11 protein-coding genes are annotated in these 14,844 nt (G+C 75.1%); all 11 read left to right on the top strand.

Annotation, left to right across the window (positions count from 1 at the left end):
* Window positions 1-19 precede the first annotated feature (19 nt).
* The gene (locus GA0074692_RS30645) at window positions 20-871 is read left to right on the top strand and encodes a lysophospholipid acyltransferase family protein (protein WP_091650986.1); all 852 of its coding nucleotides are present in this window, start codon (window positions 20-22) and stop codon (window positions 869-871) included.
* An 87-nt stretch (window positions 872-958) separates the two neighbouring features.
* Window positions 959-1,660 (top strand): response regulator transcription factor, encoded by a 702-nt coding sequence (locus GA0074692_RS30650; RefSeq protein ID WP_091650987.1) that lies wholly within the window; start codon window positions 959-961, stop codon window positions 1,658-1,660.
* Window positions 1,657-3,237, top strand: a complete 1,581-nt coding sequence (locus GA0074692_RS30655; protein ID WP_091650990.1) for a sensor histidine kinase — start codon at window positions 1,657-1,659, stop codon at window positions 3,235-3,237. The genes GA0074692_RS30650 and GA0074692_RS30655 overlap by 4 nt, the downstream gene beginning before the upstream one ends.
* Before the next feature lie 62 nt (window positions 3,238-3,299).
* Window positions 3,300-5,108: a S1C family serine protease gene (locus tag GA0074692_RS30660; protein WP_091650992.1), complete on the top strand. Its 1,809-nt coding sequence runs from the start codon at window positions 3,300-3,302 to the stop codon at window positions 5,106-5,108.
* Between the two features lie 189 nt (window positions 5,109-5,297).
* Entirely contained in the window at window positions 5,298-5,966 is a 669-nt protein-coding gene (locus GA0074692_RS30665; protein ID WP_091650996.1) for a BON domain-containing protein, read from the top strand.
* Window positions 5,967-6,086: 120 nt separating this feature from the next.
* Complete coding sequence (locus GA0074692_RS30670) at window positions 6,087-7,142, top strand: glycosyltransferase family 4 protein (RefSeq protein WP_091654348.1); 1,056 nt, start codon at window positions 6,087-6,089, stop codon at window positions 7,140-7,142.
* Between the two features lie 80 nt (window positions 7,143-7,222).
* Window positions 7,223-8,053, top strand: coding sequence for a patatin-like phospholipase family protein (locus tag GA0074692_RS30675; RefSeq protein WP_091650999.1), 831 nt, complete (start codon window positions 7,223-7,225; stop codon window positions 8,051-8,053).
* Window positions 8,053-9,099, top strand: a complete 1,047-nt coding sequence (locus tag GA0074692_RS30680; protein WP_091651004.1) for a 1-acyl-sn-glycerol-3-phosphate acyltransferase — start codon at window positions 8,053-8,055, stop codon at window positions 9,097-9,099. Before GA0074692_RS30675 ends, GA0074692_RS30680 begins: the two co-directional genes overlap by 1 nt.
* A gap of 9 nt (window positions 9,100-9,108) precedes the next feature.
* A complete protein-coding gene (cutA, locus tag GA0074692_RS30685; RefSeq protein WP_091651008.1) occupies window positions 9,109-9,429 on the top strand; it encodes a divalent-cation tolerance protein CutA in 321 nt (106 codons plus the stop codon).
* A gap of 540 nt (window positions 9,430-9,969) precedes the next feature.
* Complete coding sequence (locus tag GA0074692_RS30695; protein ID WP_091651011.1) at window positions 9,970-13,551, top strand: SCO7613 C-terminal domain-containing membrane protein; 3,582 nt, start codon at window positions 9,970-9,972, stop codon at window positions 13,549-13,551.
* Window positions 13,552-13,667: 116 nt separating this feature from the next.
* Window positions 13,668-14,717 (top strand): fatty acid desaturase family protein, encoded by a 1,050-nt coding sequence (locus GA0074692_RS30700; RefSeq protein ID WP_091651014.1) that lies wholly within the window; start codon window positions 13,668-13,670, stop codon window positions 14,715-14,717.
* Window positions 14,718-14,844: the final 127 nt, after the last annotated feature.

Genomic DNA, 14,844 nt, shown 5'->3' on the forward strand with positions numbered 1-14,844 from the left:
GCAGGGCCGGGGCCACGACGTGACCACCGTCGGGTACGACCTGTGGCGTCCGCTCTCCGCGTGTGGCGCGGACTGCCTGCCGGCCGCCGGGCACCTGCCGGCCGTACCGGTCACCCGGCGGGCGGCCCGCCTGCTGGCCGTACTCGGCATGCTCCTGGCCGGGATCGGGCTGGTGGCCGCGTTCCCGCTGCTGCCCGCCGTCGCCCGGCGGGCCGGGTGTCGGGCCTGGGCGCGCGGTACGGTGCGGGCGTTCGGGGCGCGGCTGGTGGTGCGGGGCCGGCCGCCGCGCGGCCGGGCGCTGCTGGTCGCCAACCACGTCTCCTGGCTGGACGTGGTCGCGCTGCTCGCGGTCACCCCGGCCCGGATGCTGGCCAAGCGGGAGGTACGCGGCTGGCCGCTGGTCGGCCTCCTGGCGGCGGCGGCCGGCACGGTCTTCGTCGACCGGTCCCGGCCCCGTGAGCTGCCGGTGACCGTACGGCGGGTCGCCGACCTGCTCCGCGCGGGTCGGCCGGTCGCGGTCTATCCGGAGGGAACCACCTGGTGCGGTACGGTCGACCCGGTCCACGTCCGCCCCCGGCCGGGGTTCCGGCCAGCGGTGTTCCAGGCGGCGGTCGACACGGGTACGCCGGTCGTGCCGGTCCGGATCGGCTACCGGTGCGCCGACGCCGGCGTCGACACCACCGCCCCGGCCTTCCTCGGCGAGGAGACCCTCTGGCGGTCGATGCGTCGGGTGCTCGCCATGCGGGACCTGGTGGTGTCGGTGACGGTCGGTGTGGCGCTGCACCCGGCGTCGGGCGCGGACCGGCGTGCCCTGGCTCGGACGGCGGAGTCCGCGCTGCGGCTGATGCCGGTGTGGAAGGGTGGTGCCTGAGTCCGTTTCCGCGCACCGCCGACGCTTTCAGGGTTTTTGCAGGAAGCGTCCAGCCCCGGCGCAGCGTCGTCGCGGATGATGGCACGCATGGCCCCTACCCAGACCGAGGCGCGACTGCTCGTCGTCGAGGACGACCCGAACATCCTCGAACTCCTCTCCGCGAGCCTGCGCTTCGCCGGCTTCGACGTGGCGACGGCGACCAGCGGCAGCGCGGCGTTGAACGCCGCCAAGGACCACCGCCCCGACCTGGTCGTCCTCGACGTGATGCTGCCCGACCTTGACGGCTTCGAGGTGATCCGGATGCTCCGCGAGGGGGGCACCCGGACACCGGTGGTCTTCCTCACCGCGCGGGACGCCACGGACGACAAGATCCGGGGGCTGACCCTGGGCGGCGACGACTACGTCACCAAGCCGTTCAGCCTGGAGGAGTTGACCGCCCGGATCCGGGCCGTGCTGCGGCGTACGGTGACCGGCGAGCACGCCCCCTCCCGGCTCACCTTCGCCGACCTGGAGCTGGACGAGGAGACCCACGAGGTGCACCGCGCCGGGCAGCGGGTGCAGCTCTCGCCGACCGAGTTCAAGCTGTTGCGCTACCTGATGCTCAACGCCAACCGGGTGCTGTCCAAGGCGCAGATCCTCGACCACGTCTGGAACTACGACTTCCGGGGCGACGACAACATCGTCGAGTCCTACATCTCCTACCTGCGGCGCAAGGTCGACAACACCCAGCCCCGACTGATCCATACTCTCCGCGGGGTCGGCTACGTGCTGCGCAAGCCGCCGGCGTGAACGCCGTCGACCAGGCGAAGGGACGACTACGGCAGGTACCGCTACGGGTCAAGCTGGTCACGGCCGTACTCACCCTGGTCGCCGCCGCGCTGCTGGTGATCAGCCTGCTGACCACCTTCTTCCTGCGCAGCTACCTGGTCGACCAGGTGGACGCGGAGCTACGCAACAGCGAGGCGTCCATCCGGGGGGCAATCGACCGGCTGATGTCCGAGGGGACCAGGCAGAAGGCGGACCTCCCGACCGACTACATGGTCGCGGTGATCGATGCCAACCGGGTCGCCGTGGTGCGGTACAGCAGCAACCTGGACCCCGAGGACCTGCCCGCGTTGTCCGACAACCTCGCCAAGGCCCAGGAGCGTGTCGGCGAGCCGTTCACGGTGCGCTCCCAGGGCAGTGACATCCGCTGGCGGATGCTCTTCATCCAGCTCCCTGACGGCACGGTGCTCGCCATCGGGCAGCACCTCACCGACGTCGACCAGGCGGTCAAGCAACTCATCTGGATAGATCTGCTGGTCGGCGGCGCGGTGCTGGTGCTGCTCGCCTCGATCGGCGCGGCGATCGTCCGAACCAGCCTGAAACCGCTGGTCGACATCGAGCGGACGGCCGCCGCGATCGCCGGGGGTGACCTGACCCGCCGGGTACCCGACCCGGAACAGGGCAACGAGTGCCCCACCTCGGAGCTGGGCCGGCTCTCCCGGGCACTGAACTCGATGCTCACCCAGATCGAGGCGGCCTTCACCGCCCGGGCCGCGTCCGAGGCGTCGGCGCGCTATGCCGAGGTCGCCGCCCGGGACGCCGCCGAGGCGGCGAAGGCATCCGAGGCCCGGGCGATCCGCTCCGAGGAACGGATGCGGCAGTTCGTCGCGGACGCCTCGCACGAGCTGCGTACCCCGCTGACCACCATCCGGGGCTTCGCCGAGCTGTACCGGCAGGGGGCGGCCCGCGAGCCGGAGCAGACCGCCGGACTGCTGCGCCGGATCGAGGACGAGGCCGCCCGGATGGGGCTGCTCGTGGAGGACCTGCTGCTGCTGGCCCGGCTGGACCGGGAGCGTCCGCTGTCGCTGGCCCCGGTCGAGCTGCCGGTGCTCGCCGCCGACGCGGTCCAGGCCGCCCGCGTGGTCGCCCCGGATCGCCGGATCAGCCTGGACATCGCCCCGGGTTCCGGCTCCCTGGTGGTCCGGGGCGACGACGCCCGGCTGCGCCAGATCATCGGCAACCTGATGACCAACGCGCTGACCCACACCCCGCCGGACGCCTCGGTGACCCTGCGGCTGCGGGTCGAGGAGGGGTCGGCCGTGGTGGAGGTCGCCGACACCGGGCCGGGGCTCTCCGAAGAGCAGGCCGAACGGGTCTTCGAGCGGTTCTACCGGGCCGACGCCGCGCGGACCCGGCGGGCCGGCGGGACCACCAGCACCGGGCTGGGGCTGGCCATCGTCGCCGCGCTGGTCGCCGCCCACCTGGGCAGCGTCGAGGTGGACGCCACCCCGGGCGGCGGGGCGACCTTCCGGGTACGACTGCCGCTCGCCGCCGAGGAGCCGGGTGACTCCCTGGAGGAGCCGGCCGGCGACGGGCAGTGATTTTCAGGCAACATTCAGGCGGGTTCCAGGCTGGACGCAGTCCCCGGGGGCAAGGTGGTTACATGACCGAGTACGAGACCGACCCGCAGCGGCGACCGGCCGACACCGCGCCGGCGGACCCCACCGCCGAGCTGCCCCGCGCCGAGGACGCGCCGTCGCCGTACGCCCCGGACGCCACCACCGCGGCGGCCGCCGAGCGTTCCGGGGCCGACGAGCCCACGGTGACGCTTTCCGCCACCGACGAGCCCACGGCGACTCGCCCCGCCACCGACCCGCCGGCGCCCGGGGCCACCACCCCGGCTGACGCCCCCACCTCCGGCTTCCCGGCCGCCTCCGCCTCCCCGGCCGACGCCCCTACCTCCGGCTTTCCCGCAGCCTCGGCTGGCGGGTCGAGCCCGGCTGATGCCCCCACCTCCGCCTTCCCCGCCGCCTCCGGCGCACCGAGCACTGCCCCGAGCGGCACCCCGATCGGCGGCCCGAGCGCTGCCCCGACCACAGCTCCGGCTGGTGGCCCGAGCCCGACCGGCGACTCGTCGGGTTGGCGGCCGGCCGACGGTCCGAGCGGCCCGGCCCCGTCGTACCCGGGGCAGGTGGCCGGGCACCCCGGTCACCCTTCCCCGCAGGGCCCGTACCCGCCCGCTGGTGCCTGGCAGCCCGGACACGCCGGCCCCTGGGCCGCCGGCCAGCAGCCCGGACCCGTTGGTCAGCCCGGACCCGTCGGCCAGCCGGGTCACGCCGGCCAGCCCGGATACGTCGGCCAGCCGGGGGCGTACCCGCCCGCCGGGCAGCCGGTGCCGCCCTGGGCGCAGGGCCCGACCCACCGGCCCGCCCAGCCGGGTCGGGTGGCCAAGTTCGCCGCGGCCGGGGTCGCCGTGGTGGCCCTGATGTTCGGTTCCGGGGTTGGCGGCGGTGCGCTCGCCCTCGCCCTCTTCGAGGAGCAGGGCGCCACCCGTACCTACTCCGCAGCGCCGGTGATCAACAGCGCCGACCTGCCGAAGATCGCCGCCGCCGTGCAGGACAGCGTGGTCTCGATCCAGGCCGGCAGCGGCGAGGGATCCGGGGTCATCCTCAGCGCCGACGGATTCGTGCTGACCAACAACCACGTGGTCGCCTCCGCCGGCCGGGACACCGTGCAGGTGGTCTTCGCCGACGGCAAGACGGCCAACGCGGAGATCGTCGGCACCGATCCGCGGACCGACCTCGCGGTGGTGAAGGCGGCCAACGTCTCCGGCCTCCAGCCGGCCAAACTCGGCGACAGCGACGCGATGCAGGTCGGCGACCAGGTGCTCGCCCTGGGCAGCCCGCTCGGCCTCCAGGGTTCGGTCACCGCCGGCATCATCAGCGCCCGGGACCGGACCATCCAGGCCGGCAGCCAGCAGGACCCGCAGGCCGGTGCCAGCTCCATCTCCGGGCTGCTCCAGACCGACGCCCCGATCAACCCGGGCAACTCCGGCGGTGCACTGGTCAACACCCGGGGCGAGGTGATCGGCATCAACACCGCGATCGCCACCAGCGGGCAGAGCAGCGGCAACATCGGGGTCGGCTTCGCCATCCCGAGCAACAAGGCCAAGCTCGTCGCCGAGCAGCTCCAGCGGGGCGAGGACGTCAGCCACCCGTCGCTCGGCGTCAGCGTCACCGGCGCCGAGGGCGGCGGGGCGCTGGTCGGCTCGGTCACCCCGGGCAGTGCCGCCGAGAAGGCCGGGCTGCGCCAGGGCGACGTGGTCACCAAGTTCGGCGACAAGGCCATCAACGACTCGAACGACCTGGTGGCGGCGGTGCAGGCCGGCAAGGTCGGCGATCAGGTGAAGATCGAGTACCGCCGGAACGGCGCGGCCGCCACCACCACCGCGACGCTCGCCGAGGCGTCCTGACCGAAGCTTTCTCCTCCCGCTGACGGCGGGCGACGGGTACCGAGGGGGTCGGTTCCGTCGCCCGCCGTCTCTTGTCGCCCACCCGCACCGGGTGAGGCCCGCTCACCCCGCCGGTGGGCAGCATCGACCACGTCCGACCGGCGGCGGCCGACGTCGGGGGACATCCGGGACGGCAGGGGAGGGGACGGCATGACCAGGGCGGTCCGGCATACCGACCGGCAGATCCAGCAGGACGTGTCCGAGGAGCTGATCTGGGCGGCCGGTGTCCCGTCGCCCGGCATCGGGGTGACCGTCGACGACGGGGTGGTGACGCTGACCGGCCAGGTGGGCAGCTACGCGGAGCGGTGGGCCGCCGAGCGGAGCGCGCAGCGGGTGCGCGGGGTCCGGGCGGTCGCCGACGACCTGGAGGTGCGCCTCACCGCCGACGCGGAGCGTACCGACGCCGAGATCGCGCTCGCCGTCGTCCGCGCGCTGGAGTGGGACAGCTACGTGCCGGCCGACCAGCTCGACGTCACCGTCGCCAACGGGTGGGTGATGCTGCGCGGCCAGGTGGAGTTCGGCTACCAGAGCCGCACCGCCGAGCGCGAGCTGCGCCGCCTGCGGGGCGTGCGGGGGATCACCAACCTGATCCGGGTACGCCCCACCGGCGCGCCCACCGGCCAGGAACTGCGCCAGCGGATCCGGCGGACGCTGCGGCGGCGCACCGGCACGGAGGGGGTCACGGTCGAGGTGGCCGGGGACGCCGTACTGCTCGTGGGCATGGTGCCCACCGTGGCCGACCGGGACGAGGCGGAACGGATCGCCTGGTCGACGCCGGGCGTCCGGGAGGCCCGCAACGAGGTGACCGTCGCCGGCTGACCCGCCGTCCGGTCGTTTACCTCCGGTGGTGTCGGGAAGACGCCGCCCGGGACTGACAGGGGAGGCGTCGTCGTCGTGAACCACTCGTCCGCCGTGCGGGAGGGGCCGTTGCGGATCGCCATGGTGGTGCCACCCTGGTATCCGGTGCCGCCCTCCGGCTACGGCGGTCTCGAACAGGTGGTGGCCGGCCTGGTCGACGGGCTGGTCGACCGGGGGCACTCGGTGACCCTCTTCGGCGCCGGTCCCGGCCACGGCACCGGCGCGACGTACGTACCGACGGTCGGTGAACTCCAGCACGAACGCCTGGGCGAGTCCCTGCCGGAGCTGGCCCACCTGGCCCGGGTGCACCGTGAGCTCGACCCGGCCCGCTTCGACGTGGTCCACGACCACACCACGATCGGACCGCTGCTGGCCGACCGGCGGACCCTGCCCACGGTCGCGACGGTGCACGGCAACCCGGTCGGTGAGTACGGCGACGTGTTGAGCCAGGTGCACCCCTCGGTGGGGCTGGTCGCCATCTCACACGCCCAGCGCCGGCTGAACCCGGGCCTGGGCTGGGCCGGGACCGTGCACAACGCCCTGGAGACGGCGGACTTCCCGCGCAAACGCGCACCGGGCGGGGGCGCGGTGCTCTGGTTGGCCCGGTTCAGCCCGGACAAGGGCCCGGAGGTGGCCGTCGCGGCCTGTCGGGCGGCGGGACTGCCGCTGGTGCTGGCCGGCAAGTGCAACGAGCCGGGCGAGCGCCGCCACTTCGCGGAGGTGGTCGAGCCACTGCTCGGACCGGACGTGCGGGTGGTGGTCAACGCCGACCGGGACACCTGTCTGCGGCTGCTGGTGGACGCCCGTTGTCTGATCATGCCGATCCAGTGGGACGAGCCGTTCGGCATGGTGATGGTCGAGGCGATGGCGACCGGCACGCCGGTGGTCGCGCTCAACCGGGGCGCCGTGCCCGAGCTGCTCCGGCCCGGGGTGACCGGGCTGGTCTGCGAGCGTTCGGAGGAGCTGCCGGCGGCGTTGCGTGAGGCGGGCCGGCTGCGGCCGGAGGACTGCGTGGCACACGTGGCGGAGCACTTCTCCACCGCCGGGATGGCGCGCGGGTACGAGGCCGTGTACCGGCGCTTGGTCGCCCGACCGCACACCGTCCCCGCCGAGCCGGTCCGCACGCCCGTCCCCTGACCGGCCGCACCGGCCAGCGGGTGCCGCTCCCCGGCCACCGGTCAGTTGCCGACGGGCGCGTACGTGCCAGGATGAACGCCATGGCTGGCGGTCCGGTGGCGTTCGTACTGGGTGGCGGGGGAGTGCTGGGCGCGGTTGAGGTGGGCATGCTGCGCGCCCTGTTCCGCGCCGGGATCCGCCCCGACCTGGTGCTCGGCACCTCGATCGGCGCGGTCAACGGGGCCCTGGTGGCCGCCGACCCGACCGAGGCGGTGACCGATCGGCTGGTCCGACTCTGGGCCTCGCCCGAGGCGAGCGAGGTGTACGGCGACTCCGTGGCCCGGCAGCTGCGCCGGTTCGCCGCCCGGACCCACCTGCACTCGCCCCGCCCGCTGCGCCGGCTGCTGGAGAGCGAACTCGGCGCGGAGACCACCTTCGCGGACCTGAAGGTTCCGTTCCGGTGCTGCGCGGCGAGCATCGAACGCGCCGCCGAGCACTGGTTCGCGACCGGCCCGGTGGTGCCCGCCGTGGTCGCCTCGGCGTCCGTGCCGGGGCTGCTCCCGCCGTGCGAGATCGACGGTGAGCACTACGTGGACGGTGGCATCGTCAACTCGGTCCCGGTCGGCGAGGCGGTGACGCTCGGCGCGGAACGGATCTTCGTCCTCCAGGTGGGCCGGATCGAACGGGCGCTGACCCCGCCCCGCCGGCCGTGGGAGGTGGCCCAGGTCGCGTTCGAGATCGCCCGCCGGCACCGGTTCGCCCGGGAGTTGGCGGCGCTGCCCGAGGGGGTCGAGGTGCACGTCCTGCCGACCGGAGGGCTGGAGCCCCGGGAGGACTCGCCGTGGGCGTACCGGGACATGGCCGCGGTGGGCCGGCGGATCAGCCGCGCGTACACCGCCTCCCGCGACTACCTTGCCGCGCTGGACCGCTGATGCCGTTGCCGCCGAGGTGGCTCCGTCGGGTGCTGCTCGCCCCGGCCGTGGTGTTCCTCGCCTTCACGGTGGTCACCACGCTGCCGGTCTGGCTGCTGGTCGCGGCGGGGCTGTCGCCGTTCGTCCCCGGCCGGCTGCGTCCGTTGCGGCTGGTCTGGATCGGCGTCGTCTACCTCGTCTGGGACGCCGTCGCGTTGCTCGCGCTCTTCGGGCTCTGGATCGCCTCCGGCTTCGGCTGGCGGACCCGCGCCCCGGCCTTCCAACGGGCGCACTACCTACTCGCCGGCTGGTTCCTGCGGGTGCTCTTCTGGCAGGCTCGGTGGACGCTGCGGCTGACCATCGACGTGACCGGCACCGACCCGGACACCGCCCTGCCCGGTCGCCCGGAGCTGGTGCTCTGTCGGCATGCCGGACCGGGTGACTCGTTCATCCTGATCCACGCGCTGGTCAACTGGTTCTACCGGGAGCCGAGGATCGTGCTGAAGGACGCCCTCCAGTGGGATCCGGCGATCGACGTCCTGCTCAACCGGCTGCCGACCCGCTTCCTCGCCCCCGGGGCCCGCCGGGACGGGACGGTGCTCGAGCAGATCGGGCACCTCGCCACCGGGCTCGACGACAACGACGCGTTCGTCATCTTCCCGGAGGGCGGCAACTTCACCCCCCGGCGGCGCCTGCGGGCGATCGACCGGCTCCGCTCCCGTGGCCTGGAGCGGATGGCGCGGCGCGCCGAGCGGATGCGGCATGTGCTCGCGCCCCAGCCGGGCGGGGTGCTCGCCGCTCTGGACGCCGCCCCGGAAGCCGGGGTCATCTTCGTGGCGCACACCGGACTGGACCGGATGCTGACCGTGGCGGACGTCTGGCGGGAACTGCCGATGGACAAGCGGATCGTCATGCGGTTCTGGTCGGTCCCGCCGGAGGACGTCCCGACCGGACGGCAGGAGCGCATCGAGTGGCTCTTCGACTGGTGGGCGCGGATCGACGCGTGGATCGCGGCCAACCGCGACGGCCCGGCCGCGTCTGACAACGACGGGTCGGTCGACGCGTAGGGTGCGCGTGTGGATCTTATCTGCGTGGTGACGACCGTGGTGGACGCGCGCTCGGTCGCGGACGTACTGGCGGCGACCGCCGTGGCCGGACGGTTGGCGGCCTGTGCCCAGGTGGGCGGTCAGGTGGACAGCACCTACTGGTGGCAGTCCGGGATGGAGACCAGCGTCGAGTGGTCGGTGCAGTTCAAGACCGCCCCGGACCGGGTGGCCGCCCTCGTCGACCAGATCCGCGCCAGCCACCCGTACGAGGTCCCGGAGATCCTGGTCAGCCGGGTGGAGTGCGGCAACCCGGACTACTCGTCCTGGGTGCACGAGCAGACCCGGCCCTGAGTACGCGCACTCTGGGTCGGTGTTGCCCACCCACGGCAGGATGACCGCGTGCAGACCAGCGGCTACCCCTGCCCCGGGTGCGCGGCACCGGCCGACCTGATCGTCGGTTGCCGGGCCTGCGGCCGGGGCCCCGACCCCACCGCCGCCGAGGTGGTCCGCCTCGACGCCGAGATCACCGTCCTCACCGGACGGGTGGAGCAGGCGCGGCGGGCGTACCTGGACCTCGGCGCGACCCTAAACGCGGCCCAGCGCCGCCGGGCGGACCTGGCGGCGCGGGTACGGGCCAGCCGGACAGCCCCGGCGGGCTTCGCGGTGCGCGGCCCCGTTCCGGCCGGCCCCGTTCCTCGCGGCCCCGTTTCGACTGGCCCCGTTTCGACTGGCCCTGTTCCGACTGGCCCGGTTTCGGGCGGTCCCGTTCCGGCGGGGCCGGTTTCGGGCGGTCCGGTTCCGGCGGGCCTTGTTCTGGGCGGTCCGGTTCTGGGCGGTCCCGTTCCGGCGGGGCCGGTTCCGGCCGGTCCGCCTCTGGTCGGCCCGGCGGCGGTGGGGGGCACCGCCGCCGGGCGACGGGAGACCTCGACCCGGACGGTGCAGGGCGTGCTCTTCGTCCTCGGTGGACTGCTGCTCGGCACCGCCGCGATCGTCTTCACCGCGGTCGCCTGGGCGGCGGTCGGTCTCGTGGGCCGGGCGGCGATCCTGGCGGCGGTCACCGCGCTCGCGCTGGCCGTGCCGCCGCTCGTGGTCCGGCGGGGACTGCGGGGCACCGCGGAGACCGTCGCCGCCGTCGGCCTGCTGCTGGTGCTCCTCGACGGGTACGCCGCCTGGACGGTCGACCTGGCCGGCGTCGCCGGTTGGCCGACGAGCCGGTACGTCGCGCTGGTCGGGGGGGCCAGCGCGACGATCGCGGTCGGATACGCGCTGCTCACCCGGCTCGCGGTGCCCTGGTTCGGGGCGCTTGTCGCCGCGCAGCCGGTGCTGCCGCTGCTTGCCGTCGAGGCCCGACCGGGCGTTGCCGGCTGGGCCCTGGTGTTCACCGGGGTCGCCCTGGTCGACCTGGCGGTGCTCGGGGTGCTGTCGGGCCGGCTCGGCGCCGGCCGACTCGCCGCAGCCCCGTCGGGTGCTCCGGCCTCACCGGGGGCGCCGACCCCAGCTGGCGTGCCGGCCCCGTGGGGCGCTCCGGCCCGCTCCGTCCCGCCAGGCGGTGCGACCGAGATCGTGCGGTGGGGCGGTCCGGTCGGCTCGGCGGGACCGTTGGTCGTCGCCGGGCGGGTCACCGCCTGGATCGGATACGCCCTGGCCCTGGCCACGGCGGCGGTCTGCGCGGTGGCCGCCCTGGTGCTGGGGGAGGCCTTCGGTACGACGCTCGCCGCCGGACTGCCGCTGCTGGTGGTGGGGGCGGTCCTGTTCGGGGCCGCACTGGTCGCCGGCGGTCCGGTCCTCCGGGCGGTCGCTGCCGCGCTGCTGGTGGTCCTGCTGGCCCTGGCGGTGCTCCGCCCGGTGGCCGAGCTGCGCCGGTCGGTGCTGCTCGTTGTCGCGGCGGTGGTGGTGCTCGCGCTCGCTGGTGCCGTCCGAGGGCTGCCCGGCCGGCTGCGGGTCGGCCCCCGGGCCGGGGCGCTCGTCGTGACCGGGGTGCTGGCGCACGTGGTCCTGGTGCTGACCGGGGTGCTGGCGGTCGCCGGGGTGCTCGGCTCCGTCCCGCCGTGGCGGGGTGCGGCGGACGGGCCGGACCTGCCCTGGGGCTGGCAGCTCCCGGCCGCCGTGCTGCTGACCGTCGGGGCGGGGCTGCTCCTGCTGCCCCGGGCCGCCCGGTTCCCGGTCGCGCTCGGCGGGGGCTTGGTCGCGGTGCTCGCCGCGCCGGCCGTACGACCCGCGCCCTGGCCGGCGGTGGTGGCGCTCGGGCTGGTCGCCGGGGCGGCCCTGCTGCTGGTCGCGGTGTTCCGGCCGGGCGGCCCGGCGTACCGGCCGCCGCTCACCGCCGCCGCTGGCGTGATCCTGCTCGGACACGCCCTGCTCGTCGGTCTCGCCGCGCCGGTGGGGGCCGGTGCGGTCCTGGTCGGGGTGTCGCTCACCGGACTGGTGGTGGCCGGTCGGGCGCGGCGGCTCACCGGGACGGCCCGGTGGCTCGCCGGTCCGGCGCTGACCGTGGCGCTGCTCGCCGTACCGGCCCTGGTGGTGGTGACGCAGGTCGAACTGGGTTCGTCGCTGCCGTGGCGACTGCGGGGGCCGGGGCTCGCCGTCGGGCTGCTGCCCGTCGCTCTGGTCGCGGTCCGTCGCCACTGGCCCGACCTCCAGCGGTACGCCGGCGCCGCGCTGGCCGGGGCGCTCCCGCTGGTCGGCGTCGCGCCGCTGGTCGTACCGGCGGGTGAGCCGGTGGCGGTCTACCTCGCGGTGGCGGCGCTGGTGGCCGTGGTGGGATCCGCCGTAGCCCGCCCGGACGGCGGCCTGCGGTGGGTCGGGCTAGCCCTGGCGGTGGCGGCCGGCGCGGCGCTCGTTCCGGCCGGCTTCCGGGTGCTGGTCACCCCGTACGGCTGGCTCGGGTCGATCTGGTCCGGTGCCCCGGACGGGGTCGGGCTGGCCCCCGGCGTGACCCCGGTACGGCTGGCTGCCGGGGTGGCGTTCCTGGTGCTGCTCCTGGCCGTGGCGGTGGCGGGCCGGTCCACCCCGCTCGGCCGCCAGGGCGTGCTGCTACTCGCCCCGCCGCTCGGTGCGGTCGCCGTGCCGGTGCTCCTCGCCGGGACCGGCGCCCCCTGGCCGGCCCTGCCGGCGGCCTCCCTGCTGCTCGGCGCGGCCCTACTGCTGCTCGCCACGCTCACCCCGATCCCGTCGAGCGCGGTGGTCCCGCTGGGCGCACTGGCCCCGCTGGGTGCACCGGCCCCGTCGGGCGCGGTGGCCCCGGCGCCCGGTCGGCCCACCGTCGAGCCGCCTGCGAAACCCGTGGCCGCGCCCACCGCATTCCCCACCGGGAGTCCCGCGCCGGCCGTCGCTCCGGCCGCCGTGAGCCCGGCCTCGCCCGCGCTCCGGCCGGTGCTGCCGGTGCTGGGCGGCACCGGGCTGATGCTGGCCGGGGCCGGGCTGGCCGGTCTGCTGCCGACCCGCGCCGGCACGCTCGCCGGGCTGGGTCTGGTGCTGGTCGTCGCGGTCGTGGTCGGGATCGCCGGGCGGGCCAATGCGGTCCGTCCGGTCGGCTGGGCGGGCGCTGCCCTCACCGCCACCGGCCTCGCGGTCACCGCCACGGCCGCCGCCGACCTGCCGCTGCGTACCGCCGGCTCCGCCGTGCTCGCCGTGGCCGTACTCGTGCTGGGTGCCGCCGCCCTGCTGGCCTCTTCGGCTTCGACCTCGTCGCCACCCGCCGTCCCGCTGGCTCCTCTGGCTTCGACTCCGTCGCCACCCGCCGTCCCGCTGGCCCCTCTGGCTTCGACCTCGCCGCCAGCCGCCGCCCCGCGTCGCCCGCACCGCCGCCCGGCGGAGGGGCTGGTGCTGGACGCCGCCGCCCAGGGCATCGCCCTGACGGCATTCCTGCTCGCCGTCGGGTCGCGCCGCCACGCCGCCGTGCTCTGCGTGCTCTGGGGCGCCGCCGTCGCGCTGCGGGCGCTGCGCCCGGGCGAGCCGGTCGGTCGACGGTGGATCTTCGCGGCCGTCGCCGGGGGCAGCGAACTGCTCGGCGCATGGCTGCTGCTGACCGTCGCCGAGGTCACCCTGCTGGAGGCGTACACCCTGCCGGCGGCTGGGTTGGCCGTGCTCGCCGGGCTGGTCGCGCTGCGTACCCGGCCGGGGTTGACGAGCTGGATCGCGCTCGGCCCGGGCCTTGCCGCGGCGCTGCTGCCGAGCCTGGTGTCGGTGCTGGTCGGTGCGGAGCCGCAACCGTGGCGGCGGCTGCTGCTCGGGGCCGGCGCGCTCGGTGTGGTGCTGTTCGGCGCGGTCCGGCGCTGGCAGGCCCCGGTCGTCCTCGGCGGGGCCGTCCTCGTCCCGCTCGCGCTGCACGAGGTCGTCCGTAGCTGGGACCTGGTGCCCCGGTGGATCTTCCTCGCCGTCGGCGGCCTCGCGCTGCTCGGACTCGCCACCACCTACGAACGCCGTCGCCGGGATCTGGCCCGGCTGCGGTCCGTGGTGGGGAGGATGGGGTAGGGCCTGCCCTACCCGCTGTTCGGGGGGTCGCAGGATTACCCAGCGCAACCGTCGTGCGGAGACTGGAGTCGGGCCGCCGGCCGGCGGCCCGACCGCCCGAGGAGACGGGGACACAGATGACGCTCGGTCCGGTGACCGATCCGCCGGTACGGCGGGGCAGCGACTACGCGCGGTTGTCGCGGCGGATCAGCGAGGCCGGCCTGCTGGCGCGGCGACCCGGCTGGTACGTGACGAGCGTGGCGCTGACCGTGGCCCTCTTCGTCGGCGGCTGGGCGGTGTTCGTGGCGGTCGGCGACAGTTGGGCCCAGATCGGCGTCGCCGTGCTGCTCGCCGTCGCCACCACCCAGATCGCCTTCCTCGGGCACGACGCGGGGCACCGGCAGATGTTCCGCCGGCGTGGCCCCAGCGAGGTGGTCGGGCTACTCGCCGGCAACCTGGCGGTCGGGCTCAGCTACGGCTGGTGGGTGGACAAGCACAACCGGCACCACGCCAACCCCAACCACGAGGGGGAGGACCCGGACGTCGGCGCGGGCGCGCTGGTCTGGACCCACGAACAGGCGGCGGCGACCCGGGGTTTCGGCCGGTGGCTGGCCCGATGGCAGGCGTGGCTGTTCTTCCCGATGCTGCTGCTGGAAGGGTTCGCCCTGCACGTCGCGAGCGTGCGGGCCCTCGTCGGGCGGAGCCCGGAGGGTCGGTTCCAGACGCCGATACGGCACCGGGCGGTGGAGGGGCTGCTCCTGACCGCGCACCTCGTCGGCTACCTGGCGCTGGTGGGCACCGTCCTGTCGCCGGTACGGGCGTTGGCGTTCGTCGCCGTCCACCAGGGGCTCTGGGGGCTCTACATGGGCTGCTCGTTCGCCCCGAACCACAAGGGCATGCCGATGCCGGCTGCCGCCGACGACCTCGACTTCCTGCGTAAGCAGGTGCTCACCTCGCGCAACGTACGGGGCAACTGGCTGATCGACGTCGCCCTCGGCGGCCTCAACCACCAGATCGAGCACCACCTCTTCCCGAACATGCCCCGGGGCAACCTGCGCCGGGCCCGGCCGATCGTCCGCGCGTACTGCGCCGAGCACGGCATCCCGTACGCCGAGACCGGCCTGGCCGACTCGTACCGGCAGGCGCTGGCCCATCTGCACAAGGCCGGCCGTCCGGTACGCCCCTGACCGTCCCAGCCCCACCCTCCCCGCTTCCGCCGCCGCGCGCCGCCCGCCGCTGTGGTGGTAGCAGGGGACCCCTGCACGACAAAAACGAGTAACAGGGGTCCCCTGCTACCAGCCAACCGGGGGCACC

Source organism: Micromonospora pallida, assembly GCF_900090325.1.
GTDB classification, from domain to species: Bacteria; Actinomycetota; Actinomycetes; order Mycobacteriales; family Micromonosporaceae; genus Micromonospora; species Micromonospora pallida.